This is a genomic window from Paracoccus sp. MBLB3053, assembly GCF_031822435.1.
Classification (GTDB): domain Bacteria; phylum Pseudomonadota; class Alphaproteobacteria; order Rhodobacterales; family Rhodobacteraceae; genus Paracoccus; species Paracoccus aurantius.
In genome coordinates this window covers 2,350,891-2,373,514 of record NZ_JAVQLW010000001.1, presented here as the reverse complement: position 1 = coordinate 2,373,514, position 22,624 = coordinate 2,350,891, and the positions used below count along the sequence as shown (strand labels likewise).

Sequence of the window (22,624 nt, the reverse complement as noted above, 5' to 3'; positions counted from 1 at the left end):
GCTTGCTTCAGGCCGGCTCGACGGGCTTTATCGCCAATAGATTGTCGAGAAAGAAGTCGAACATTTCGCATACGATTTGCGAGGTCGGCCGAGGGTCGTTCACGGTCCAGGGATCGAACGCGCGAGTCAGGAAGATCGCATTCGCCCCCCGCACGATACAGTGGATCACCATCATGATCGGAGCGATATCGGTTTCTCGGGGAAGCAGGCCGCGATCGCGCATTTCATGCAGCTTGCGTTCGAACAGGTCGCGCATGGCCATGGTGAAGCGACAAAGCGTGCTGTCTTCATCGATCGGTTGGTTCAAACCTTCGACGATAAGACGAAAAAGTCCGGGATTCGCTTCGGCCCACAGGGCATAGCTGCGACCAAGGCTGCGAAGCTGCCTTTCCGGACTGTCCGATCCGGATTCGATAACCCCGCGCCGCAGCTCGTCGTTCAGCAGGGCGACACCCTGGTAGATGAGACCGTCGCGGAGCTCATCGACGGATGTGAAGACTTGGCTGACCGTCTCGACATCCAAATCGGAAAGTTCTGCAAGATCCTCAAGCGAGTCGGGAAGGGCGCCGGTGGCGTCCAATGTGGCCTGTGCGGCCAGGATCAACTTCTGGTAGATGTTGCCCCGCTCCGGCATGGCACGCCTCTGATTTCACGACACGAATTTTACCACAGTTCCGCCGTGGCGGAACCGTGTTTCTTGATGTGACGGCGCGGTTCTCAGGCTTCGGCGCGAGCTTGCCGCTTGCGCTCGTGCGGATCGAGATAGCGTTTGCGCAGGCGAATGTTCTTGGGCGTGACCTCGACCAGCTCATCGTCGTCGATATAGGCGATGGCCTCTTCCAGCGACATGCGGACCGGCGGCGTCAAGCGGACGGCTTCATCCGTGCCCGACGCGCGGACGTTGGTCAGTTTCTTGCCCTTGAGCGGGTTCACTTCCAGATCGTTGTCGCGCGAATGCTCGCCGATGATCATGCCCTGATAGACCTGCTCCTGCGCGCCAATGAACATCTTGCCGCGCTCTTCAAGGTTCCACAGCGCATAGGCGACCGAGACACCGTCTTCCATCGAGATCAGAACGCCCTGGCGGCGACCCTGGATCGGGCCCTTGTAAGGAGCCCACGAGTGGAAGATGCGGTTCAGCACACCGTTGCCGCGCGTGTCGGTCATGAATTCGCCCTGGTAGCCGATCAGGCCGCGCGAGGGGACATGGGCGACGATGCGGGTCTTGCCGTGACCGGCGGGCTTCATCTCGACCAGATCGCCCTTGCGGTTGCCGGTCAGTTTCTCGACGACGGCACCGGTATATTCGTCATCGACATCGATGATCGCTTCTTCGATCGGCTCGTGGCGGAGGCCGTCGATATCCTGGTAGATCACGCGCGGGCGCGAAATCGACAGCTCGAAGCCTTCACGACGCATGTTTTCGATCAGAACGCCCATCTGAAGTTCGCCACGGCCCGAAACGACGAACGCGTCGCCACCGGGTGTGTCTTCGACCTTGATCGCGACGTTGGTTTCGGCTTCCTTCATCAGGCGTTCACGGATGACGCGCGATTGGACCTTGTTGCCGTCGCGACCGGCCAGCGGGCTGTCGTTGATGCCGAACGTCACGCTGATCGTCGGTGGATCAATTGGCTGGGCGGGCAGGGCGGTTTCGATGTCGGGTGCGCAAACCGTATCTGCCACGGTTGCCTTGGCCATGCCGGCCAGAGTCACGATATCGCCGGCCACCGCTTCGTCGATGGGTTGCTGCGTGAGACCGCGAAATGCGAGCACTTTCGAGATGCGGAATTGTTCGACCCGCTGGCCATCACGCGACAGCGCCTTGACGGTGTCTCCAGCCTTGGCACGGCCCGCTTCGACGCGGCCCGTCAGCAGACGGCCAAGGAAGTTATCCGCGCCGAGCGTGGTGGCAAGCATCTGGAAGGGCTCATCCTGACGCGCCACTTGCTTCGGAGGCTCGACATGGCGCAGGACCAGATCGAACAGCGCCGACATGTCCTTGCGATCACCTTCAAGGGTTTCGTCTGCCCAACCACCAATGCCGGAGGCATAAAGGTGGGGGAAATCAAGCTGTTGGTCATTTGCACCAAGATTGGCGAACAGGTCGAAAACTTCGTCCAGAGCCTTGTCGGGATCGGCGGCCGGCTTGTCGACCTTGTTGAGCACGACAATCGGCTTCAGGCCAAGCGCGAGTGCCTTCGACGTCACGAACTTCGTCTGCGGCATCGGGCCTTCGGCCGCGTCCACCAGCAGGCAGACACCGTCGACCATCGACAGGATGCGTTCGACCTCCCCGCCGAAGTCGGCGTGACCGGGCGTGTCGACGATATTGATGCGGGTGCCTTTCCATTCGACCGATGTGGCCTTGGCAAGGATGGTGATGCCGCGTTCGCGCTCGATGTCATTGCTGTCCATCGCGCGTTCCGCGACGGCCTGGTTTTCGCGGAACGAGCCCGATTGTTTCAGCAGCTGGTCGACCAGAGTCGTCTTGCCGTGGTCAACGTGGGCGATGATCGCAATATTGCGGATGTCCATGAGATCTGGCCTTTGAATGAAGTTGCGGCCCCCGTAACCCAAGGGGGGCCGAAAGGCCAGCGTCAATCGCGTTCGCGCGCCGATCAGCGGCCGTGTGTGGCGATCGACTCGATCAGCGGACGGACACCGCTCAGATCGTAGCCCGCTTTCGCCGCAGTTTCGAGCAATTCGGCCGTCGGCTCTTCACCGGCACGGCTGAGCGCCCAGAGCACGGTCGAACGGTTGCCCGAACGGCAGTAAGCGATCTTGCGGCCGGGCAGGGCGAGCGCTTCGGCCTGAGCCTCGACCATGTCAGGCGTGACCTGGCCCGGCACAAATGGGATCGCGCGATATTCCATTCCCAGAGCTTCGGCAGCGGCGCGCATCGTCTCGCCATTCTCGTCAGGGCCAACTTCTGCATCGGGGCGATTGTTGATCACCACACGAAAGCCTTCGGCCGCGAGCGCGGTCAGTTCTTCGGGACGGATCTGAGAGGAAACCGAGAGTTCGGGCGTGAGGCTGCGCAGGTCCATTAGCTACTCCTTGGATTGCGTCGCTGTTTCTTTGAGATGCGCGACCGATCGACGGCTTTGCCGTCGCTGTCAAGTCACACGGCAGTCACGCCCGCGCCAATTCGGCATGCTGTTCGACCAGGCCGGGAAGATGCGCGAAGTTATCGAATTCTGCCGAGTGATAGAGGTCGCTGATTGCTGTATTGCGATATCCCCGGCTGAAGATCAGAAAGGGCAATCCCGCATTCGCGGCGCATTCGGCGTCGAATTCGCTGTCACCGACATAGATCCCGCGCGGATGAGCGGGGTCCGATCCGAGTGCCGCAAGGCTTGCATGCAAAGGCGCTGGATCGGGCTTTTTCTGTGGCAGAGAATCCCCGCCGATGACGACCCCGAACAGCGAAATCAGGCCGAAATGTTCGAGCACGGCTCGCGCGGGGCCAAGCGGCTTGTTGGTGCAGATACCAAGCGGATGGCCGCGATCAGCAAGCACGCCCAAACTCTCCAGCACATTGGGATAAAGTCGGGTCAACGCCGTTGCATGGTGATAGCGTGCCATGAAGGATGCGACGAGATCACCCTGCGCCTCGGGGGGCAAGGCCGTCGCCAAGATGATCTTGCGCCAGAGGATGTCGACGCCGCCACCGACAAAGCTGCGCACCCGGTCCAGGCTCAGCGGCGGCACGTCCTGTGTCCGAAGTACGGCATTGACGGTCGCATGAATGTCGGGGGCACTGTCGAGCAGAGTCCCGTCCAGATCGAAAACCAGGGGGCATGGCGCGAGACAGGTATTCATTCACTTCTCCACTTGATCGAACAGCCCATGGATGGAACCTGCTCGCGCGGACCTTGACCGGTTTGCGCGATAAGCGCCATCGCTTCGAACAACTCCCGACGCACGTCGGGTTCGGCTGGCTTCTTTCCCGAACTGTCGAGACGTCCGCGATATTGCAACTCGGATCGGGCGTTGTATCCAAAGAAATCCGGGGTGCATTGCGCGTCATAGGCTCGGGCGACTTCCTGTGTCGGATCGTAAAGATATGGGAATGTGAAGCCATGGTGCTCAGCAAGGATCCGCATCTTTTCGGGTCCGTCCTGTGGATAAGTTTCCACGTCATTCGACGAGATGGCAACCACGCCGATACCAATCTTCTGCAGCGCAGCCGCGTCGCGCTGGATCCGATCGACGATCGACTGCACATAGGGACAGTGATTGCAGATGAACATCACAAGACTGCCTCGCGGACCGGCAATGTCGGCGTAGCGGAACAGACGCCCCGACGTATCCGCAAGCAGGAAATCAGGCGCGCGGGCACCAAACTCACAGGTTGTCGAACTGACCGGCATGCCATTCCTTTCGAGAAAATCCGGGATCCGGACGAGTCATTCTAAATGAAAGACAGACCAGAACACCATCCAGTCGGAGATATGGAGACATAATACAGATTATCCGGATTCCTTTGTGAAGCCGGTGGATTCACAAAAGAAGTGCAAAATCTGTATGATTACAGCCCTTTGCACTGAGATTGATGAATGCCTCGCCACTATCCGCATTTGAGTTTGGAAGAGCCCCGCAACATTGCCAAATGGCGGGAAGCCAAATGCCGGTGCCGGAAATCGCCGAGCGACTGGCCCGAGCGCCATCGACGATCTCCCGGGAAGTGAAGCGAAATATGTTCCTGGATAGCGAACTTCCGCAGTTTAGCGGCGACTTTGCCGTGAATGCGAGACCATGTACGAACGGCGTCGCGCGCGGCACCGAAAGCGCGTCATCGATCCTGAATTGAAGGTCGAAGACGCGCTCAAGTCCGGTTGGTCGCCCGAGCGCATCGCGGGACGCATGCGGCTTGTTGATGATGCTCCGCAAGGAAAGCGGCAAGGTGAATGTCGCCTTTCTGGTCGAACGGGTCAGCCGCTACACGGTCGTCATGCGCAATGAAGACCGCCACTCCGAGCCCATGATGGAAGCCCTGATCGCAGGTCTGGCCCCTCTGCCCGCCGAGGCCCGCCAATCGATTACCTTTGACCGTGGCACCGGGTTTTCCGCCTGGCGACTGCAAGATGGGATCGGAGCCGCAAGCTGGTTCTGCGACCCGCAAGCGCCGTGGCAGAAAGGAACGGTCGAGAATACCAACCGAAGGCTCCGAAAGCACCTGCCCCGCTCGATCGAACCGGCGGCCCTGACAAATCGATCACTGAGGTCGATTGGCCAGCGACTCAATTCAACGCCCCGCAAATGCCTCGGCTGCCGGATATCGGCTGAGGCTTTCCGAGATGAGCTTTCCAGACTGGAGACACCGTGATGAGCCCTGCCCCGCGAGACTGGCGGATCAGGAATGGAGCCCAAAGCCGCAACGCCAGAATGTCTCACATTTCCCATTCAGGAATGTCACGGTTTCCCGATTGAAGCAGTTGGGCCGAAATCGGAAAACGGGCATGGGATGAGGGATGATGAGCGAGCGTGATCTGAAAGGAATGTCGGTTCTCGAAGAGGTCGAGGCCGGATGAGCCGGTGCACCGCCACGGCCTGCCCTTGGCCTGCGCATGCCCGCCGTACTGTCCCAGGCCCATATCCTCGGCCGCGGACATCGCCGCGACAGGCACGCATCGCAACCCACGTCGCATCCGGGCGGGCGCGTCCATCGCGACCAGCGCCAGGTCGGCCGCAGCCTTCCGGGGCATTGCGAGCGCCGGAAATACATCTGGAAGTCGACGAGCATGCCACCATCGCCAAGCACAAGCGGTCGAGCGAGCCACTGGCCTATATCATGGCCCCAACAGGAAGCGACTGCGTCCGAGATCGGGCCGGTCGAGGAGCAAGGCACCCGTCATACGCCGACCGGAATGCGGTCGCCGGGGCGGCAAAGCTGGCTCGACAAGCGCGCCGCAGGGAGAGGCACTCGCTGTCACGCATCCCGAGAAATGACGACGCGACCCGCAAGGTCGCGACCTGTCCCGACCCGCCGGGCCCCGTCCCACGGCATTGCCCAGAGAGAGCGGCCCGGGACGGCACGCGCCAAACCACAACCACCCCGCCCACGCAACATCTCTAGATGGCCGTCATCGCAACCTGTTGACCAGGCGAACGCCAACACAAGGGTTTACCCGTCAGCATGCCGCGTCAAAAGGCGAGCCGGAAGGCAGATCGGCCTGTGTCTTCTGCCAGCACGCTTGGTTCGAACCGCTTGACCCTGCCCTCGCGTCTTTGCAGGGGCGCATCCGGGTCGAGTGCCATGCAATTTCTGAGACACTGAGGTCGCTTGTTGTGATGAAGGGAATTCCCTCGTTTACCCCTCGTGCGAATTCTGTATCAGATAGCCTTGAATTTCCTCGCGATCTGATACGGGGCTGGTGCCCTCAAGTTCCTTGGGCACGGTCCATCCCGGTGCAATCCCGCTCATGTCAGGCAGTTCATGGGCGATGCCCTTGTGGCAGTCAATGCAGGTGCGCTCTCCGGTGAGGAGGTATTCGCTATGGATCCTTGCCGCCCGTGGCGCCTGTTTCGACAAATCCATCGCCACGGATGAGTGGCAGTTGCGACATTCAAGGCTGTCATTCGACTTCAGGCGGGCCCATTCGTGCTGGGCAAGTTCGATCCGCTTCTCGAGAAACTTCTGGCGGGTGTCGATCGTCCCGAAGATCTTGCCCCAGACCTCTTTCGAGGCCTGCATCTTGCGGGCGATCTTGTGGCTCCATTCATGCGGCACATGGCAATCCGGACAGGACGCACGCACCCCCGAACGGTTCGAGAAATGCACCGTGTGCGCCAGTTCTTCATAAACATTGTCGCGCATCTCGTGGCAGGAGGTGCAGAAGGCTTCGGTATTGGTCTTTTCCAGCGCGGTATTGAAGGCGCCCCAGAAGAGCACGCCGCCGACAAAGCCGCCTAGCGTCAGGAAACCCAGGCCCAAAGTGCCTGCCGGCGTCCAGAGGATGCGCCAGAACCATTTGAATGGCTTGAGGATCCAGTGCATGTCACTGATCCCCCGCGCTTTGCGCACCCATCTCGGCCATGTCGGTGAAGGTGTTCTCCACCAGCGCCTCTGTATCCGCCTGGGGCACATGGCATTGCGTGCAGAAATATCGCCTCGGAGAGACATCGGCCAACATCTGTCCCTCTCGCGTCATGTAATGCGTGATCGAGATCATCGGCGCACCTGTTCCAAGCGAATTCTCGCGTTTATGGCAGCTGAGGCACCTGTTTGCATTGACCGAAAGCTGATAGCCTTCGATCGAATGCGGGATGATCGGTGGCTGCTCGGGATAGGCCCGCATCTGACGCACGTCATCAGTGACATATCGCTCGAGCGGGGCGGCCGAGATCGACTCCATCGGATCCGGTTTGGGGCCGGTCAGTTCTGGGGGCTCTTCTGAAATCCCTTGGGCTGCGGCGATGGAGGCTACGCAGCACAGAGCAATCGCAAGGATGGTCCGAAGCGGTTTCATCATACGGCCTCGATCTTAACGGCGCATTTCTTGAAGTCGGTCTGTTTCGAGATCGGGTCCGTGGCATCCAGCGTGACCTTGTTGATCAGCTGGCTTGCATCGAACCAGGGCACGAAAATCACGCCCTTGGGCATCCGGTTGCGGCCGCGGATTTCGACGCGAGAACGGATTTCTCCGCGCCGCGAGATGACCCTTACCTCCATGCCCTGATTGAAACCGCGCTCGCGTGCGTCGGTCGCATTCATGAAGACCTTTGCCCCCGGGAATGCCTTGTAGAGTTCCGGCACCCGCATGGTCATCGAGCCGGAATGCCAATGTTCGAGCACCCTGCCCGTCACCAGCCAGAAATCGAATTCCTCATCCGGGCTTTCGGCTGGCGGCTCGTAGGGCACGGCGATGATCTTTGCGCGGCCATCCGCGTTGCCGTAGAACTGCACGCCCTTTCCGGCCTCGACATAGGGATCGAGCCCTTCGCGGAAGCGCCACAGCGTTTCCTCACCGTCGACGACCGGCCAGCGCAGGCCCCGGACCTCATCGCTCTGGTAGGTGTCATAGGGGGCCAGATCATGGCCATGGCCGCGGCCAAAGCTGGCATATTCCTCGAACAGGCCCTTCTGGATGTAGAAGCCGAAATCCTGCGCCTCGGGGTTGGCGTAATCCTCGCGGATCTCGGTCAGTGGAAACTTGTCCACCTGACCGTTGGCAAAGCAGACCTCGTAGATCGTCTTGCCCTTGTATTCGGGATTAGCCTCCAAGATCTCGGCGGGCCAGACTTCGTCCGTGGTGAAGCGCTTCGAGAATTCGACCATCTGCCACATGTCCGATTTCGCATCGCCGGGCGCGTCGACAAGCTGGTGCCAGGCCTGGGTGCGCCGCTCGGCATTGCCATAGACGCCCTCTTTCTCGACCCACATGGCAGCGGGCAGGATGATGTCGGCGGCCATCGCCGTGACCGTCGGATAGGCATCTGATACCACGATCAGGTTGTCGGGATTGCGATAGCCGGGATAGGCTTCGCCCGAGCTGTTCGCGCTGGCCTGCAGGTTGTTGTTCACCTGGATCCAGTAGAAGTTCAGCACGCCGTCATGCAACATCCGGTCCTGCAGCACGGCATGGAAGCCGGGCTTGGTGTTCAGAAGCCCATGCGGCAGCTTCCACAGTTCTTCGGCATGCTTGATATGTTCGGGATTCGTGACCACCAAGTCGGCCGGCAGGCGGTGGGCGAATGTGCCGACCTCGCGCGCCGTGCCGCAGGCCGAGGGCTGGCCGGTCAGCGAGAAGGGCGAGTTGCCCGGCTCGGAAATCTTCCCGGTCAGAAGGTGGATGTTGTAAAGCAGCTGGTTCGCCCAGACCCCGCGGACATGCTGGTTGAAGCCCATGGTCCAAAGTGACATGACCTTCTTGTTGGGATCGGCATAGAGCGCGGCCAGCTCTTCGAGGAAGCCCGGTTCGACCCCGGTCAGCTTGCTGGTGTAGTCCAGCGTGTATTCCGAGACGAGCGTTTTGTAGGCCTCGAAATCTGCGGGCTCCATCTTGTCCGCGGTGGCGACTCCGGTCGCCTTCTGCTCAAGCGGGTGCTCGGGGCGCAGCCCGTAGCCGATATCGGTCGTGCCCTTCACGAAGGTGGTGTAATTGTCGACGAAGTCCTGGTTCACAGCGCCCTTCTCGATGATGTAATTCGCGATGTAGTTCAGGATCGCGAGATCGGTTCCCGGCTTGAAGACGATCGGGATATCCGCGAGATCCATCGAGCGATGGGTGAAGGTCGACAGCACCGCGCATTTCACCCCCGGCGTGCCGAGGCGGCGATCCGCAAGGCGCGTCCACAGGATCGGGTGCATCTCGGCCATGTTCGAACCCCAGAGCACGAAAGCATCGGCATGCTCGAAATCGTCATAGCAGCCCATCGGTTCGTCGATGCCGAAGGTCCGCATGAAGGCCACGGCGGCCGAGGCCATGCAGTGCCGGGCATTCGGGTCGAGATTGTTCGAACGGAAGCCAGCGCGCATCAGCTTGGTTGCGGCGTAGCCCTCGAGCACGGTCCATTGCCCTGAACCGAACATCCCGACGCCTTCGGGCCCCTTTTCCTTGAGCACTTCCTTCACCTTCGCGGCCATGGTGTCGAAGGCCTCGTCCCAAGTGACCGGTTCGAATTCGCCATCCTTGTCGAAAACGCCGCCGGACTTGCGCATCAGAGGTGTGGTGAGGCGGTCCTCGCCATACATGATCTTAGAAAGGAAATAGCCCTTGACGCAGTTCAGTCCCCGGTTCACCTCGGCCAGCATGTCGCCATGGGTGGCGACGACCTTGCCATCCTTGACCCCGACCATGACCCCGCAACCGGTCCCGCAGAACCGGCATGGCGCCTTCGACCATTTGATCTGCAAAGCCTCGACGCCCCCCGGCACGGGTTGCGCCAGAACCGAGGCCGGAAGTCCGGCCGCAGAAGCGGCAAGTGCAGCAGCATGTGCCTTCAGCAAGTTCCGTCTGGTCAGATCAAGACTCATCTTCTCTACTCCAGCTTCTCGGCATGTTCGAACACCATATTGGCGCCGAGAACTCCGTTGATCAGGTTGATTTGAGTAAGCTTTTCGCCAAGTTCGCCGCTGCTGCGACCTTCAATGGTGACGACCACCCTGCGTTCGTCGCGACCATGCACCTCGACATTCTGGTGCTGACCGATTTCCGCAAGCACGGCTTCCATGGCGCCCGGCATCACGCTGACAACCGCCGAGGACACATGCCAGACGTCATCCTTCATCCGAATACTCCCTTGGAATCGCGGTTATCGCCTGGCTGGGACAGGGCGCCACGCAGGCACCGCAGCCGTTGCAAAGCTCCGGATCAAGAACCGGCAGAAATGGACCGCCTATCCGCGGTCGCATCGAGATTGCCGCTTCGGGACAGGCATCGCGGCAGGTCATGCAGGTAATCCCCGCCCTGGCGAGACAATCGCCCGAGATGTCCACCAGATGCGCCATGAGGCGAGATTCGGAAAAGACCGGCTCGGGACAGACCTCGGCGCATTTGCCGCAGAAAATGCACTCGCCCATCTCGGGCAGCAGAACGACCCGCAGATCCCGCAATGCAAGAATTCGCTCGGGACAAACCTCAAGGCACTCGCCACAGCCCGTGCAGGACGCGACCGAAATCGGATCGACCCCGGGCGGCCTTGGCTCGAAGGGCTTCGGCTGCGCCCTGCCCTTCAGAAGCTGTCGGCGGGATATGCTGGCGGCGGCTGGCATATCCGGATCAGTGCCCGACCGATGGTGGGCCTGGTGGTCCTGCGAAGATTTGGTAGATCCAGATCAGGAACCCATAGCCCCCGACGAAAGCGACCGAAATGATCGGCCAGATCGCAAATGCCAGCAGCAAGAACACGGCCAACTCCCGTATCCGCTGTCCGCGAGAGAAATGATTTACCTGAGTTCTGTCGTGAGCGTCTGACAAGTCTACCCCCTTGGCACGGCAAATGGGTATTGGTCGAAAGCTTCAGTAACGAAACAACCATAGCAGCACGCGCACGAGCCGGAAAGGCCAATGTTCGCGAATATGTGTTGGCTGAACTTATCCAGCCAACTGGCAGCATATATGTCTAATTTGCATGTTTCCCGTGCCAGGCAAAGACCAGGTCTTCGATCGCTCTTCCAACCTTTGTGATCAGCTTTTCCGCGTGGGTCCTCCGCTTGCCGAGCGGATTTCGTCATCCGGAAATGAAAATGGCCCGCGCCTTTCGGCGACGGGCCATGACGGCCGCATGAGAGCCAGGCTTACCTTCGCACCATCCCCAGCAGTTGGTACAGGACCAGAGCGGCAAGGGTCGACGTGCCGATGCCACCCAAGGCAAAGCCGCCGATATTGATTGTGAAGTCCCCGGCACCGAAGATCAGGGCGACCCCGACGGTGAAGAGGTTGCGGGGGTCCGAGAAATCAACCTTGTTGTCGACCCAGATCCGCGCCATGGCCGATGCGATAAGTCCAAAGACAGCAACCGCCAGACCTGCCAGAACCGGTGCGGGGATCGTCTGCAGGATGGCTCCGAACTTCGGCGAAAGCCCCAGCAGGATCGCGATTGCGGCGGCGATGGGGAAGATCAGCGTCGAATAGACCTTGGTCATCGCCATGACGCCAATATTCTCTGCATAGGTGGTGACGCCCGTCCCGCCGCCTGCGCCTGCCAGCATCGTGGCAAGACCGTCGCCCAGGAAGCCTCGGCCGATATAGCGGTCCATGTTCTGGCCGGTAATCGAACCAAGCGCCTTGATATGGCCAAGGTTCTCGGCCACGAGGACGATCGCGACAGGGGCGATGAGGCCGATCGCCCCCCATTCGAAGCGCGGCGCGACGAAATGGGGCATGCCGAACCAAGGCGCTGCGGCCACCGCCGAGAAATCAATGCCCGGAACGAACTGCAGAAGGTTCCCGAAAACGAGGACCAGGGCGTAGCCGAAGATCAGTGCAATCAGCACCGCGATGCGGCGGGTTCCCTGACGTCCATAGACCGAGACGAGCGCCATGCAAAGCACGGTCAGCAAGGCGATCGTGAGATGTGTCGCGGTGCCGGCCAGTTGCTTTACCGCAACGGGAGCAAGGTTGAGGCCGATGGCCATCCCTATGGCCCCCGTGACGGCCGGAGGCATCAGTTTCTCGACCCAGCCCGAGCCGATTGCCATGACGACGAGCCCGATCAGAGCATAGATCAGACCCGCGGCGATGATCCCGCCAAGGGCCACCGGAATATTCGGGTTCGGACCGCCGCCCGCAAAGCCGGTTGCCGCCATGATCACCGCGATGAAGGCAAAAGATGAACCCAGATAGCTCGGGACCCGTCCACCGGTAATGAAGAAGAACAGCAGCGTGCCGATCCCCGAAAAGAAGACCGCGACGTTGGGGTCGAACCCCATGATCAGCGGAGCGAGGATGGTCGAGCCGGACATCGCCAACAGGTGCTGCAGGCTCATCGGCACTGCGGCGGCCATCGGAAGCTTTTCGTCTGGCAGAACCGTGGCGCCCGATGCGGGGCGCCAGTCAGGAAAATAGCCCATCACGTCTCTCGGAATTTGTCTTGTCGAGAAGCTAATGGGTAAGCGGCGCGGAAAATGCCAGAGCATTCGGACCATGCTTGCGCATCAGGCAGGCTTTTTCGGCCAGAACGTCTCGTCATTTCCGGCAATCGGCATCATTGCCGATATCCATGAAACGGCGATGGCCCGGCAAGTGCCGGGCCATTCCGATGATGAAACCGTTCAGTCGAACGCGCCGAAATCTCAGCGCTGCCGCTCGCTGATCTTCCATTCCTCCCAGCCGGGATCGCCCGCCATGAAGGCCTCGATTTCGGCCCTGCTCGCCTCCAGTCGCGGATCGTGCTTCAGATAATGCCGCGTTTCGCGCGCGATCAGCCCCGAGAGGATCAGCAGGCCGATCAGGTTCGGAATAGCCATGAGACCGTTCATCACGTCCGAGAAATTCCAGACCACGCCCAATTGCACGGTGCAGCCCAGAAACACCACGATCGAGAAGAGCACCCGGAACGGCATCACCGCGCCATGACCAAGCAGGCGTTCGATGTTGCGCTCGCCGTAATACGCCCAGCCAAGGATTGTCGAATAGGCAAAAAGCACAAGGCCGATGGTGACGATCCAGTGTCCCCACGAGCCCGGAAGACCGTGGCTGAAGGCCTGGCCAGTCATGATCGCCGCCGAGATCTGCTGCCCGGTCTGCGGATCGACCTCTTGCCAGACGCCTGTCGTGATGATGACAAGGCCGGTGCAGGTCACGACGATGATCGTATCAATGAAGGTCTGGGTCATCGAGACCAGGCCCTGACGGACCGGATGCGTGGTCTGGGCCGAAGCGGCGGCGATCGCGGCAGAGCCCATGCCGGATTCGTTCGAGAAGATGCCGCGCGCGACGCCGTATTGCACCGCGATCATGATGGTCGAGCCAAGAAAGCCGCCGACGGCCGAACTGCCGCTGAAGGCCGAGCCGAAGATCTGGCCAATGGCGGCCGGGACCGATCCGATATTGACGAGCAGGATATAGAGCGCACCCAGCACATAGAACAGGATCATCGCCGGAACGAGACCGGCGGTGACCTTGCCGATCGTCTTGATGCCCCCGACGAGAACGACCAGCGTCAGTGCCGCAAGCGCCAGCCCGGTCATCCAGGTGGGCAGCGCGAAGCTCCGCTCAAGGTTCGAGGCGATCGAGTTGCCCTGTGTCATGTTGCCGATGCCGAAGCAGGCACAGACCGCGAAGATCGCAAAGGACAATGCAAGGAACTTTCCGAAGGCGTTCGGAATGCCACGCTCGAGATAATATTGGGGCCCACCGTTCTTTTCGCCGACCTCGTCGGTCGTGCGGAAGCGCACGCCCAGAAAAGCCTCGGAATATTTCGACGCCATGCCCAAAAGCGCGGTCATCCACATCCAGAACAGGGCGCCCGGACCGCCCACGCTGATCGCTGTCGCCACGCCCACGATATTCCCTGTGCCGACGGTTGCAGCCATTGCCGTGGTCAGCGCCTCGAACTGCGAGATATCGCCCTCTGCATCATCGTCATGACGCTTCAGCAGGCCCAGACGCAGGGCGGCGCCAAGCCGCACGATCTGGATGCCGCCAAGTCGCGCGGTCAGATAGAGGCCCGTTCCCAGCAGCAGCGGGATCAGCATGTAGGGACCCCAGACGATGCCTCCGACCTGTCCTAGAAAGCTTTCCAAACTGTCCACGACGCCCTCCTTCAAATGCTTTTGCGGTCGGCGTTATCCATGCCGTTGCACTGAATTTGTCAAGACATATGAAAGGTGGCGGCCCATGAATCCCCGCCTGCGCGCATAATCCGTGCAGCGCTGCTGGGCGGGGTCAGCCTTTGACGGTGTCACGCCGCAGAAGATATGTATCCATGATCCAGCCGTGCCTTTCGCGTGCTTCGGCACGCGCCTTCAAGATCCGGGGCGTTGCCTCGGCCAGGGGACCGGATTCCAGCACCTGCTGTCGCATGCCCAGAAATCCACCCCACCAGATATGCAGCCCTGCCGGGTTCAACCGTTGAAAGCTGCATTCGCCGTCCAGCATGACGATGACCGTCTCGGCCCCGATCGGCCAGCCGTGGTCACGCAATCTGCGGCCAGTCGTGACGGTGACCGCGCCGTTCACCGTGTTGAATGCAATCGCATGGGCCGCGGTCAGTGCCTGAAGCGCCGTGATGCCGGGCACCACCCGAATACGGGGGCGCGGATCGAGCCTTGATGCAATGCGCAGCGTGCTGTCGTAAAGGCCCGGATCACCCCAGACAAGCAGCGCAACCGGGCCGCCTTCCGGACGTGCTTCGGCGATTGTCCGCGCCCATATCGCCGCAATCTGATCGTGCCAACGATTCACCCGCAAGACATAGGGCAGGTTTTCATCCCGGACAGGCATGTCGAATTCGATCACGGCCGCTGACACGCCGATGCGAGCCAGGATGTCATGGCGCAGGTCAGCGAGATCTTCCTTGCCAGCGCCCTTGCGGGGCACCAGGATCAGAGTTGCATTGCGCAGTGCCTCGACCGCCTCCAAGGTGACATGGGCGGGATTGCCCGTGCCGATGCCTACAAGCCACAGATCCTGCATGACGAGCCTTTATGTATGGAAAGGCCGGACCCGACAGAGCGGGCCCGGCTGAAAACGGGTTTTGTCGGGCTCAGGCCGTGTAAAGCCGTTGTGCGACCCAACGGTTCGGCGCCGTGGGGCGCATGGCCTTCGCGGCGGCAAGCGCGATCAGGTCGGCAATCGGCTCGACCAGCACGACCAGCATATAGGCAACGCCGAAGCTTGCGACCGAAGACAGATTTTCGATGCCGAAGCCCTGGCCATAGATCGCCCAGAAGGCAACCCAGGCGACCACCCCACCCTGATAGGCCAGCGACAGCTTCAGAACATCGGCATATTTCAGATCGACATAGGCCGTATCCATGGGAATGACGCGTCGGGCCAATTGCTCGATCGCGAAAAGCGGGACCAGAAGCGTCGTGAGGTTCACGAAATACATCGGCAGATCGGTCGGCGCGAAGAACATGCCCTGGACGAGCAGCCCGAGCGCAAGCCCCAGGGCCGCCGGAGCGGCACCCAGGATCAGGAAAAGCGTGGTTCCCAGGATGAAATGCACCTCGGACACGCCAACCGGGAAATGCGGCAGGACTTCGAAGAAAACGAATGTCGCCGCCCCGGCAGTCAGGCTCCGAACGAACAGCGACGCCGCGCCATGCAGCCCGATATCCTTCGAGGCAATCCGCGCGGTATAGGCAGCGGCACCGGCGGCGGTGGCATATGCAAAGACCATCTTTGCGCTGTCCACGATCCCAGGTTCAATATGCATTCCGTTGTCCTTTTTCTGGATCGCCCCTCCGGCGACCGATGCGCCGCGATTGCGGCATGAGGTCGAATCCGACGGCAGGTCTCCTGACTCGCGGGTCACCGCGCCACCCGGCCCTTCCCAGCCCCTGAAGGGGCCAGTGGTCTGCCGAAGCGCTCTCCGCTCACAGTTGCGGGGGCAGTCCGGGTCCTTCACCCGGTTCCCTTTTCAGCCGCTGTCCGGCGGCACCGTCGCGCCCGACTATCTCAGCCGCGACCTTTTTCGGCAAGTTCAAATGCCGTGCGGGAATAACCGGCTACGCTGTCTCGGCGGAAATCATGTGAAAGAATGTTCCGGTGACCTTTTCGCGTCGTGATCCCGTCTCGGGGACCGGGTTGCCGTCCGCATCGGTCACCGCAGCCAGCGGCGGGTCCGGCTGTTCGATGATTGTCGAGTAGTGGAATTCGTGCCCCCGCAGCACCGCTTCGGGCAGATGACCCGGCATCCGCGCAGCAAGAACTGCGCGGCGATAGCCAAGATGAAGTCGGCGCTTTTCGTAGGATGTGACAAGCCCGAGCAGCCCCGCCATGGGATGGGCCTGCCCGTTCTTGTCGATCAGCGCCTTTCCCAGCGCCATGTAGCCGCCGCATTCGCCATGCACTGGACGGGTTGCCGCATGTTTTCGCAGGCCTTCCGTGTATCTCCGGGCCGAGGAGATCTGACCGGCATAAAGCTCGGGATAGCCGCCCGGCAACCAGACCAGATCGGCCGCGGGATCGGGGGGGTCATCGGCTAGCGGCGAAAACGGCATGATCTCGGCACCCGCATTCCGCCAGCCCTCGAGCAGGTGCGGATAGGTGAAGGAAAATGCCGCATCCTGTGCCAGCGCGATCCTTTGGGCGGGCGGAGGCGGCAGCCTGCCCGGCGCGGGCGCAGGCCCAGAGGAGGCCGCCGCGCGGATCGCCGACAGATCGACATGTTCGCGCAGGAATGCGGCATAGCCCGAGATCGCCGCTTCGAGATCGGGATGCTCAACCGCCTGGATAAGACCCAGATGCCGTTCGGGCAACGTCAGGTCACCGCGACGCGGTAGCGCACCAAGAACAGGGATGCCCGTCTTTTCCATCCCCACCCGGGCCAACCTTTCGTGACGGGGGCTGGCGACGCGGTTCAGGATCACGCCGGCAAAGGGCAGTTCCGGCGAGTATCGGGCAAATCCCAGCGCGGTAGCCGCGGCGGATTGGGCCTGCCCGCTCACATCAAGGACAAGGACGACAGGCCAACCCATGCGCAGCGCTGTCTCGGCACTGGATCCATAGCCCGCAAGACCGCGCGTGGCGACGCCGTCGTAAAGACCCATGGAGCCTTCGGCGACACAGATGTCTGCCCCGGTCGCCTGTTCCGAAATTGCCCCCAGCAAGGACTGATCCATCGCCCAATTGTCGAGATTGAACGACGCGCGTCCGCTTGCCGCGCGGTGAAATGCCGGGTCGATATAATCCGGACCGGACTTGAAGGGCTGGACACAAAGCCCGTCTTCGGTCAGCGCCCGCAAAAGCCCAAGCATGACCGTCGTCTTGCCGGTGCCGGAAGACGGGGCGGAAGCCATGATGCCCGGAGGAAATGCCGTATCAGTCATCGCCAGCGGTCCAGTTCGCCCACCGGCTTTCCGAGGATTGCGGACGATAGCGGCGATCGTAATCGGCTGCGTAAAGCCGGCTTTCCGAGAAATCCGAGGCGCCAAGCGCGCGCCCGACAAAGATAAGCGCGGTCCGCTCGATGCCCTGGCCGATTTCCGCTTCGATCGTTTCAAGCCGAGCTCGGACAATCCTCTGATCGGGCCAGCTTGCCCGCCAGACGATGGCCACGGGACAATCGGCACCGTAATGAGGCACTAGATCTTCGACCACGCGAGACAGGTTCTGGATCGACAGATGGATGGCAAGCGTCGCGCCCGTGGCGCCGAAAGCGGCGAGGCTTTCCCGTTCCGGCATTGACGAGGCCCGGCCCGGTGTCCGGGTCAGGACGACCGATTGGGCAATTCCGGGCAAGGTCAGTTCGGCACCCAGGGCCGCCGCCGCCGCAGCGAATGACGGAACTCCGGGCGTGACGCTGTAGGGAATGCCCAGGTTCTCCAGCCGCCGGATCTGTTCGCCCATGGCCGACCAGACCGAAAGATCACCGGAATGCAGCCGCGCGACGTCGTGCCCGGCATCATGGGCCGTCCGGATCTCGTCCATGATGCCGTCGAGATCCATCGGGGCCGTGTTCACGATCCGCGCGCCTTGCGGGCAATGCCCGAGCACCGCTTCGGGAACCAGCGACCCGGCGTAAAGACAGACCCGGCTGGCCGCGATCAGATCGCGTCCGCGCAGGGTCAGAAGATCGGCAGAGCCAGGTCCGGCTCCGATGAAATGTACGGTCATGATCCGCCTCCTTCGGCAAGGGCACATGTGGCCATTCGATCGCTGGATACCGCCCTAGGCCCAAGCAGTCTTGCTTGCGGTCCGGCCGCCGCCAGCGCGGCAGCTTCGGCAAGGCTGCCCAGCCCGCGGGCCTGGATCGAGGCAGCCGAACGCGTCGCGGGCTTCTGTCGGGCCAGGGTTGCGGCGTCTATCCCACGGCCGCTGATGCCGAGCGTCGCGCAGAATTGGCGGAATGCGTCAGATGAAGCCTTGTCTTCCGCCGTCACGGCAAGGGCGACGGCACGGCCATCCGCAGCCTGGCGAAAGGCGTCTGCCAGGCTTTCGGCGCTGGCGTTCGATCTAAATCCGAAACCGGCGACGATCACAGCCGGACCTGCCACTGCACGACGGGAAAGGCCGCCTTCCATGCCCGCCGCGTGCCAAGCGGGGCCGAATGCGCCAGTTCGACGCGCAAGAGATCCCCCCCAAGCTTCTGATGCCATTCCGCCAGAAAAGCCTCGGATTCCAATGTCACGGCATGAGCGACAAGCCGGGTTCCAGGGGCCAGCCGCTGGCGCAGGTCATCGAGCAGAAGCTTGCAAAGACCCCCGCCGATGAAAACCGCATCCGGGCGTGGTAGACCGTCAAGCGCCTCGGGTGCCGATCCGATCGCGACACGAAGCCGGTCCACGCCAAGTCTTTGCGCATTCTCCGCGATCCGCCCGGCTCGGTCGGCACGCGGCTCGATGCTGATCGCCTGGGTCTCCGGATCGGAAAGCAGCCACTCGATGGCGATGGAGCCGGACCCGCCGCCAATGTCCCAAAGCAGTTCCCCGGACCGTGGCGCCAATGCCGATAGCGCAAGTGCACGGATCGGGCGCTTCGTCATCTGGCCGTCCGTTTCGAAGAAATCATCGGCTATGCCCGAGCAATGCGGAATGACCTTGCCCGATCCGGCCGGTTCGATCGCGACGGCGACCGGATGCAGGAAATCCACACTCGGCATGGCATCTGCCCGCGCCGAGGTGATCCGTTCACGCGGTCCATCCAGCGCTTCGAGGATGTGCAGCCGACTGTCGCCAAAACCCTCGCCGGAAATGTAGCGCGCAAGTTCGGTGACCGCCTTTCCGTCTCGCAGCAGAACGATCGCCCTGCGGTTTGGGATCAGGTGCGGGCGCAGGCGGGTGACAGGCGCGGCATGCAGCCCCAGGCAGGTTGTCCGCTCCAACGGCCAGCCCAGCCGCGACGCCGCCAGCGAAAAGGTCGACGGAGCCGGAAACGCCCGCCACTCATCGGCTGGAAGCCCCTGCGCAATGACAGACCCCGCGCCAAAGCAGAACGGATCGCCCGAAGCCAGCACCACGACCTTGCGGCCCCGCAGCACCATCAGTATTTCGATTCCCTCGGAAAACGGCACTGGCCATTCGATTTGCTCGGCGCTCAGCCCGGGCAGCAGAGCGAGGTGGCGGGGCGGTCCCATCACCACCTCGGCCTCTCCAAGCGCAACCCGGCTTGCCGATGACAGGCCTTCCGGTCCATTTTCACCCAGACCGATAATGGTCAGCCACGGAGTTCTACCCATGCGTCCGAATGTCCTCATTCTTGCCGGCACGGCCGAGGCCTCGGCCTTGGCCCGTCGATTGGCGGCAGAGGGGATATCTGGCAAGGTCTCTCTTGCGGGAAGGGTGGAAACCCCCCTCGCCCAACCGCTTCCGATGCGGATCGGAGGGTTTGGTGGCATCGACGGGCTGGTCGCGCATCTCAGGGCCAAGCGCGTCAGCCATGTGATCGATGCGACGCATCCTTTCGCGGCCCAGATGAGCCGACACGCCCATGCCGCTTGCGGGACACTTGGCATTCCCCTGCTGCGGCTGACCCGCCCAGAATGGCAGCACATCGACGGCGATCACTGGATCAACGTGCCCGACATGCCAGCCGCCGTCGCAGCGCTTGACCGTGCGCCGATGCGCGTGATGCTGGCCGTCGGACGGATGCATCTTGCCGAATTTGCCGTCTGTCCGCAGCATTACTATCTGCTGAGACTGGTCGACCCTCCGAACTCGACACTTCCACTTCCGCATTGTCATGTCATTCTGGGGCGAGGACCCTTCGACCTTGAGGCCGATCGCGATTTGATGCGCAAATATGACATCAACCTGATCGTTTCGAAAAACTCTGGCGGAACGGGCGCTTACGCCAAGATCGCGGCTGCCCGGTCCCTGCAGCTGCCCGTCCTGATGATCGACCGGCCGGCAAAGCCCGACGTGACCGAGGTGCATGACGTGGGGATGGTGATCGACTGGCTTCATGCCGACGCCGATCTCGGGGTATAGACAAAGGGGCCGCCTGATCTTTCGATGACCCGCGTCGCCGAAGATCCGACAAGCACGACGGTCCGCATGTCGGCCATCTCTGGCCGGGCATCAGCCAGGCGGACGACCTTGAGCCTTTCATCCGGGGTAGAGACCGCCCGCGCGAAGATCAGGACCCGTTCGGCTTCGCAGGATTCGCGCAGGACCTCGAGGGCATGACCGAACCCGTCCGGCCGCGACTTGGAGCGCGGATTATAAAGCGCCATGGCGAAATCGGCCTCGGCCGCGAGACGAAGGCGACGCGCGATTACCGGCCATGGCTTCAGATTGTCGCTGAGATTGATTGCACAGAAATCATGCCCCAAGGGGGCGCCAGCACGGGCAGCGGCCGCCAACATGGCCGTTACTCCGGGCAGGACACGGATATCGAGCTCGCGCCAATGCTGCGGTCCCGCCTCGATCGCCTCGAACACGGCCGAGGCCATGGCGAAGACTCCGGGATCTCCGGAACTGACGACGATGACCCGCCGGCCGGACGCGGCCAGTTCCAGCGCATGGCGTGCCCGGTCGAGTTCGACGCGATTGTCGCTTTCATGTCGTGTGAGCCCCGGACGCGCCGGAACTCTCCGGACATAAGGGATGTAGCCCACGATATCCGTTGCATCGGACAGGGCCGCCGAAACCTCGGGGGTGACAAGCCGCTCGTCGCCCGGCCCGAGGCCGGCTATTGCAACCCAACCCATCATGGCCGCCGCCCCTGGCCATGAACGATCACGATCGAGAAATAGGGCACGGTCCGATCGCCCGCCTCGGCCAGGGGAACGGCCCGCTCGGCCGCCATGCTGGCGCATTCGACGAGCCAGGCCCGATCAAGTTTACCCGCCCGCCCGAGCGCCGCGCGTACCTTGGGCAGGTTGCGGCCCACCTTCATCACCACGATTGCATCGGCATCCGCCATGCGGCGGGTCAGTTCATCTTCCGACATGGTGCCAAGAAGAACCGAAAGGACATCGTCGCCCCAGGTGACGGGAATGCCGGTCGCGGTCCAGGCCGCCGACATTCCGGTGATCGCAGGCACGATCTTGATCGGCACGCTATCCCTGAGCCGGGTGTAAAGATGCATGAACGAGCCGTAGAAGAACGGGTCGCCCTCACACAGCACGACGACATCCTCGCCCGCGTGGGCCAGGTCGGCAAGCCTGCTCGTGATCTCGGAATAAAAGCTGGAAAGCGTCTGGTTATAGGCGGGATCATCCAGCGGGATTTCCGTCGTGACGGGATATTCCATGGCGATTTCGATCACGTCGGGGCGCAGCATGCCTTCGACGATGCCACGGGCGCGCCCTGCCCGACCGGCCTTGCGGAAATAGGCGACATGGCGCGCGCCGCGAACCAGGCGGTCCGCGCGCACGCTCATCAGATCGGGGGAACCGGGTCCAAGCCCGACGCCATGGATCGTGCCCGGGGTCATTCGCTGCGGCTCGCGATGGCGTTGATCGCAGCGACCGTCATGGCGCTGCCGCCAAGCCGACCTTCCACGATGAGGCAGCCGACCGGTTGCGCCGTCCAAAGCGCGGCCTTGGATTCAGCCGCCCCGACAAAGCCGACCGGGCAGCCGATGATCGCGGCCGGACGTGGGCAGGACGGATCTTCGAGCATCTCAAGCAGGTGGAACAGCGCGGTCGGGGCATTGCCGATCGCAATGACCGCGCCCTGAAGTCGGGGGCGCCACAATTCAAGTGCGGCGGCCGATCGAGTGGTACCGAGCCGCGCGGCAAGATCGGGCACGTCAGGATCGTGCAATGTGCACACCACGTCATTCGCAGCAGGCAGGCGTTTATGCGTGACCCCCTCGCTGACCATGCGCGCGTCGCAAAGGATCGGGGCGCCGGCTTCCAGCGCCTTGCGCGCCGCAACCACCATGCCCGGCGAGAAACGGATATGTTCCTCAAGGCCGACCATGCCCGCGGCATGGATCATGCGCACGGCAACCTGCTCCTCGTCGCGGTCGAAACGGCCAAGGCTCGCCTCTGCGCGGATCGTCGCGAAGCTTTCGGCATAAATCGCCGCGCCGTCGGTTTCATATACATAGGGCATGCT

24 protein-coding genes, 1 pseudogene and 1 riboswitch are annotated in these 22,624 nt (G+C 62.0%); of the genes and pseudogenes, 2 read left to right on the top strand and 23 right to left on the bottom strand.

Annotation, left to right across the window (positions count from 1 at the left end):
- Positions 1-7 precede the first annotated feature (7 nt).
- The 5 genes from RGQ15_RS11865 to RGQ15_RS11845 all read right to left on the bottom strand — a co-directional run bounded on the left by RGQ15_RS11865 (position 8) and on the right by RGQ15_RS11845 (position 4,376).
- On the bottom strand, positions 8-634 hold the full coding sequence (locus RGQ15_RS11865) for a TetR/AcrR family transcriptional regulator (protein ID WP_311160437.1): 627 nt from the start codon (positions 632-634) through the stop codon (positions 8-10).
- An 83-nt stretch (positions 635-717) separates the two neighbouring features.
- Complete coding sequence (typA, locus tag RGQ15_RS11860) at positions 718-2,538, bottom strand: translational GTPase TypA (protein ID WP_311160436.1); 1,821 nt, start codon at positions 2,536-2,538, stop codon at positions 718-720.
- Between the two features lie 83 nt (positions 2,539-2,621).
- Positions 2,622-3,050, bottom strand: coding sequence for a protein tyrosine phosphatase family protein (locus RGQ15_RS11855; protein WP_311160435.1), 429 nt, complete (start codon positions 3,048-3,050; stop codon positions 2,622-2,624).
- A gap of 85 nt (positions 3,051-3,135) precedes the next feature.
- Positions 3,136-3,825, bottom strand: a complete 690-nt coding sequence (gene gph, locus RGQ15_RS11850; protein ID WP_311160434.1) for a phosphoglycolate phosphatase — start codon at positions 3,823-3,825, stop codon at positions 3,136-3,138.
- Positions 3,822-4,376 (bottom strand): thioredoxin family protein, encoded by a 555-nt coding sequence (locus RGQ15_RS11845; RefSeq protein ID WP_311160433.1) that lies wholly within the window; start codon positions 4,374-4,376, stop codon positions 3,822-3,824. Before RGQ15_RS11845 ends, gph begins: the two co-directional genes overlap by 4 nt.
- A gap of 186 nt (positions 4,377-4,562) precedes the next feature.
- Here RGQ15_RS11845 and RGQ15_RS11840 point away from each other — a divergent pair.
- Positions 4,563-5,332, top strand: a pseudogene (locus RGQ15_RS11840) (IS30 family transposase).
- A 64-nt stretch (positions 5,333-5,396) separates the two neighbouring features.
- Here the strand turns inward: RGQ15_RS11840 and RGQ15_RS11835 are convergent.
- From RGQ15_RS11835 to cbiE, 15 genes are all read right to left on the bottom strand, one after another.
- Complete coding sequence (locus tag RGQ15_RS11835; RefSeq protein WP_311160432.1) at positions 5,397-5,711, bottom strand: hypothetical protein; 315 nt, start codon at positions 5,709-5,711, stop codon at positions 5,397-5,399.
- A gap of 605 nt (positions 5,712-6,316) precedes the next feature.
- On the bottom strand, positions 6,317-7,003 hold the full coding sequence (locus RGQ15_RS11830; protein ID WP_311160431.1) for a NapC/NirT family cytochrome c: 687 nt from the start codon (positions 7,001-7,003) through the stop codon (positions 6,317-6,319).
- Position 7,004: 1 nt separating this feature from the next.
- Positions 7,005-7,475, bottom strand: coding sequence for a nitrate reductase cytochrome c-type subunit (locus tag RGQ15_RS11825; RefSeq protein WP_311160430.1), 471 nt, complete (start codon positions 7,473-7,475; stop codon positions 7,005-7,007).
- On the bottom strand, positions 7,475-9,982 hold the full coding sequence (gene napA / locus RGQ15_RS11820) for a periplasmic nitrate reductase subunit alpha (RefSeq protein ID WP_311160428.1): 2,508 nt from the start codon (positions 9,980-9,982) through the stop codon (positions 7,475-7,477). The genes RGQ15_RS11825 and napA overlap by 1 nt, the downstream gene beginning before the upstream one ends.
- A 5-nt stretch (positions 9,983-9,987) precedes the next feature.
- On the bottom strand, positions 9,988-10,236 hold the full coding sequence (locus RGQ15_RS11815; RefSeq protein ID WP_311160427.1) for a chaperone NapD: 249 nt from the start codon (positions 10,234-10,236) through the stop codon (positions 9,988-9,990).
- Complete coding sequence (locus tag RGQ15_RS11810) at positions 10,226-10,720, bottom strand: ferredoxin-type protein NapF (protein WP_311160426.1); 495 nt, start codon at positions 10,718-10,720, stop codon at positions 10,226-10,228. Before RGQ15_RS11810 ends, RGQ15_RS11815 begins: the two co-directional genes overlap by 11 nt.
- A 7-nt stretch (positions 10,721-10,727) precedes the next feature.
- Positions 10,728-10,925, bottom strand: coding sequence for a periplasmic nitrate reductase, NapE protein (gene napE, locus RGQ15_RS11805; protein ID WP_311160425.1), 198 nt, complete (start codon positions 10,923-10,925; stop codon positions 10,728-10,730).
- A gap of 320 nt (positions 10,926-11,245) precedes the next feature.
- Positions 11,246-12,520: a solute carrier family 23 protein gene (locus RGQ15_RS11800; RefSeq protein WP_311160424.1), complete on the bottom strand. Its 1,275-nt coding sequence runs from the start codon at positions 12,518-12,520 to the stop codon at positions 11,246-11,248.
- Positions 12,521-12,742: 222 nt separating this feature from the next.
- The gene (locus RGQ15_RS11795) at positions 12,743-14,203 is read right to left on the bottom strand and encodes an alanine/glycine:cation symporter family protein (RefSeq protein WP_311160423.1); all 1,461 of its coding nucleotides are present in this window, start codon (positions 14,201-14,203) and stop codon (positions 12,743-12,745) included.
- Positions 14,204-14,336: 133 nt separating this feature from the next.
- Positions 14,337-15,086, bottom strand: coding sequence for a precorrin-6A synthase (deacetylating) (cobF, locus tag RGQ15_RS11790; RefSeq protein ID WP_311160422.1), 750 nt, complete (start codon positions 15,084-15,086; stop codon positions 14,337-14,339).
- Between the two features lie 70 nt (positions 15,087-15,156).
- Positions 15,157-15,831: an energy-coupling factor ABC transporter permease gene (locus RGQ15_RS11785; RefSeq protein WP_311160421.1), complete on the bottom strand. Its 675-nt coding sequence runs from the start codon at positions 15,829-15,831 to the stop codon at positions 15,157-15,159.
- 56 nt (positions 15,832-15,887) lie between these two features.
- A riboswitch (cobalamin riboswitch) is annotated at positions 15,888-16,075 on the bottom strand.
- 48 nt (positions 16,076-16,123) lie between these two features.
- On the bottom strand, positions 16,124-17,446 hold the full coding sequence (locus tag RGQ15_RS11780) for a cobyrinate a,c-diamide synthase (RefSeq protein ID WP_311160420.1): 1,323 nt from the start codon (positions 17,444-17,446) through the stop codon (positions 16,124-16,126).
- Positions 17,439-18,233, bottom strand: a complete 795-nt coding sequence (gene cobM, locus RGQ15_RS11775; RefSeq protein WP_311160418.1) for a precorrin-4 C(11)-methyltransferase — start codon at positions 18,231-18,233, stop codon at positions 17,439-17,441. Before cobM ends, RGQ15_RS11780 begins: the two co-directional genes overlap by 8 nt.
- A complete protein-coding gene (locus tag RGQ15_RS11770; RefSeq protein WP_311160417.1) occupies positions 18,230-18,640 on the bottom strand; it encodes a cobalamin biosynthesis protein in 411 nt (136 codons plus the stop codon). The genes cobM and RGQ15_RS11770 overlap by 4 nt, the downstream gene beginning before the upstream one ends.
- Complete coding sequence (gene cbiE, locus RGQ15_RS11765) at positions 18,595-19,794, bottom strand: precorrin-6y C5,15-methyltransferase (decarboxylating) subunit CbiE (RefSeq protein ID WP_311160416.1); 1,200 nt, start codon at positions 19,792-19,794, stop codon at positions 18,595-18,597. The genes RGQ15_RS11770 and cbiE overlap by 46 nt, the downstream gene beginning before the upstream one ends.
- Here cbiE and RGQ15_RS11760 point away from each other — a divergent pair.
- Positions 19,793-20,545 (top strand): cobalt-precorrin-6A reductase, encoded by a 753-nt coding sequence (locus RGQ15_RS11760; RefSeq protein ID WP_311160415.1) that lies wholly within the window; start codon positions 19,793-19,795, stop codon positions 20,543-20,545. The two genes, cbiE and RGQ15_RS11760, sit on opposite strands and share 2 nt — an antisense overlap.
- On the opposite strand, the gene cobJ is transcribed toward RGQ15_RS11760, so the two are convergent.
- The 3 genes from cobJ to RGQ15_RS11745 are packed head-to-tail and all read right to left on the bottom strand — an operon-like array spanning position 20,518 to position 22,621.
- Complete coding sequence (gene cobJ, locus RGQ15_RS11755; RefSeq protein WP_311160414.1) at positions 20,518-21,270, bottom strand: precorrin-3B C(17)-methyltransferase; 753 nt, start codon at positions 21,268-21,270, stop codon at positions 20,518-20,520. The genes RGQ15_RS11760 and cobJ overlap by 28 nt on opposite strands.
- A complete protein-coding gene (locus RGQ15_RS11750) occupies positions 21,267-21,995 on the bottom strand; it encodes a precorrin-2 C(20)-methyltransferase (protein WP_311160413.1) in 729 nt (242 codons plus the stop codon). The genes cobJ and RGQ15_RS11750 overlap by 4 nt, the downstream gene beginning before the upstream one ends.
- Positions 21,992-22,621: a precorrin-8X methylmutase gene (locus RGQ15_RS11745; RefSeq protein ID WP_311160412.1), complete on the bottom strand. Its 630-nt coding sequence runs from the start codon at positions 22,619-22,621 to the stop codon at positions 21,992-21,994. Before RGQ15_RS11745 ends, RGQ15_RS11750 begins: the two co-directional genes overlap by 4 nt.
- Positions 22,622-22,624: the final 3 nt, after the last annotated feature.

What these genes read in the sequence shown, in the direction of transcription:
- RGQ15_RS11825 (WP_311160430.1), bottom strand. Translation starts at nt 7,475, where the DNA reads ATGAAACCGCTTCGGACCATCCTTGCGATTGCTCTGTGCTGCGTAGCC.
- RGQ15_RS11780 (WP_311160420.1), bottom strand. Translation starts at nt 17,446, where the DNA reads ATGACTGATACGGCATTTCCTCCGGGCATCATGGCTTCCGCCCCGTCT.
- RGQ15_RS11835 (WP_311160432.1), bottom strand. Translation starts at nt 5,711, where the DNA reads ATGCCCCGGAAGGCTGCGGCCGACCTGGCGCTGGTCGCGATGGACGCG.
- cobJ (WP_311160414.1), bottom strand. Translation starts at nt 21,270, where the DNA reads ATGATGGGTTGGGTTGCAATAGCCGGCCTCGGGCCGGGCGACGAGCGG.
- RGQ15_RS11750 (WP_311160413.1), bottom strand. Translation starts at nt 21,995, where the DNA reads ATGACCCCGGGCACGATCCATGGCGTCGGGCTTGGACCCGGTTCCCCC.
- cbiE (WP_311160416.1), bottom strand. Translation starts at nt 19,794, where the DNA reads ATGGGTAGAACTCCGTGGCTGACCATTATCGGTCTGGGTGAAAATGGA.
- gph (WP_311160434.1), bottom strand. Translation starts at nt 3,825, where the DNA reads ATGAATACCTGTCTCGCGCCATGCCCCCTGGTTTTCGATCTGGACGGG.
- RGQ15_RS11865 (WP_311160437.1), bottom strand. Translation starts at nt 634, where the DNA reads ATGCCGGAGCGGGGCAACATCTACCAGAAGTTGATCCTGGCCGCACAG.
- RGQ15_RS11785 (WP_311160421.1), bottom strand. Translation starts at nt 15,831, where the DNA reads ATGCATATTGAACCTGGGATCGTGGACAGCGCAAAGATGGTCTTTGCA.
- RGQ15_RS11800 (WP_311160424.1), bottom strand. Translation starts at nt 12,520, where the DNA reads ATGGGCTATTTTCCTGACTGGCGCCCCGCATCGGGCGCCACGGTTCTG.
- RGQ15_RS11810 (WP_311160426.1), bottom strand. Translation starts at nt 10,720, where the DNA reads ATGCCAGCCGCCGCCAGCATATCCCGCCGACAGCTTCTGAAGGGCAGG.
- RGQ15_RS11815 (WP_311160427.1), bottom strand. Translation starts at nt 10,236, where the DNA reads ATGAAGGATGACGTCTGGCATGTGTCCTCGGCGGTTGTCAGCGTGATG.
- RGQ15_RS11830 (WP_311160431.1), bottom strand. Translation starts at nt 7,003, where the DNA reads ATGCACTGGATCCTCAAGCCATTCAAATGGTTCTGGCGCATCCTCTGG.
- RGQ15_RS11855 (WP_311160435.1), bottom strand. Translation starts at nt 3,050, where the DNA reads ATGGACCTGCGCAGCCTCACGCCCGAACTCTCGGTTTCCTCTCAGATC.
- typA (WP_311160436.1), bottom strand. Translation starts at nt 2,538, where the DNA reads ATGGACATCCGCAATATTGCGATCATCGCCCACGTTGACCACGGCAAG.
- RGQ15_RS11845 (WP_311160433.1), bottom strand. Translation starts at nt 4,376, where the DNA reads ATGCCGGTCAGTTCGACAACCTGTGAGTTTGGTGCCCGCGCGCCTGAT.
- cobF (WP_311160422.1), bottom strand. Translation starts at nt 15,086, where the DNA reads ATGCAGGATCTGTGGCTTGTAGGCATCGGCACGGGCAATCCCGCCCAT.
- RGQ15_RS11770 (WP_311160417.1), bottom strand. Translation starts at nt 18,640, where the DNA reads ATGGAAGGCGGCCTTTCCCGTCGTGCAGTGGCAGGTCCGGCTGTGATC.
- RGQ15_RS11745 (WP_311160412.1), bottom strand. Translation starts at nt 22,621, where the DNA reads ATGCCCTATGTATATGAAACCGACGGCGCGGCGATTTATGCCGAAAGC.
- cobM (WP_311160418.1), bottom strand. Translation starts at nt 18,233, where the DNA reads ATGACCGTACATTTCATCGGAGCCGGACCTGGCTCTGCCGATCTTCTG.
- napA (WP_311160428.1), bottom strand. Translation starts at nt 9,982, where the DNA reads ATGAGTCTTGATCTGACCAGACGGAACTTGCTGAAGGCACATGCTGCT.
- RGQ15_RS11760 (WP_311160415.1), top strand. Translation starts at nt 19,793, where the DNA reads ATGCGTCCGAATGTCCTCATTCTTGCCGGCACGGCCGAGGCCTCGGCC.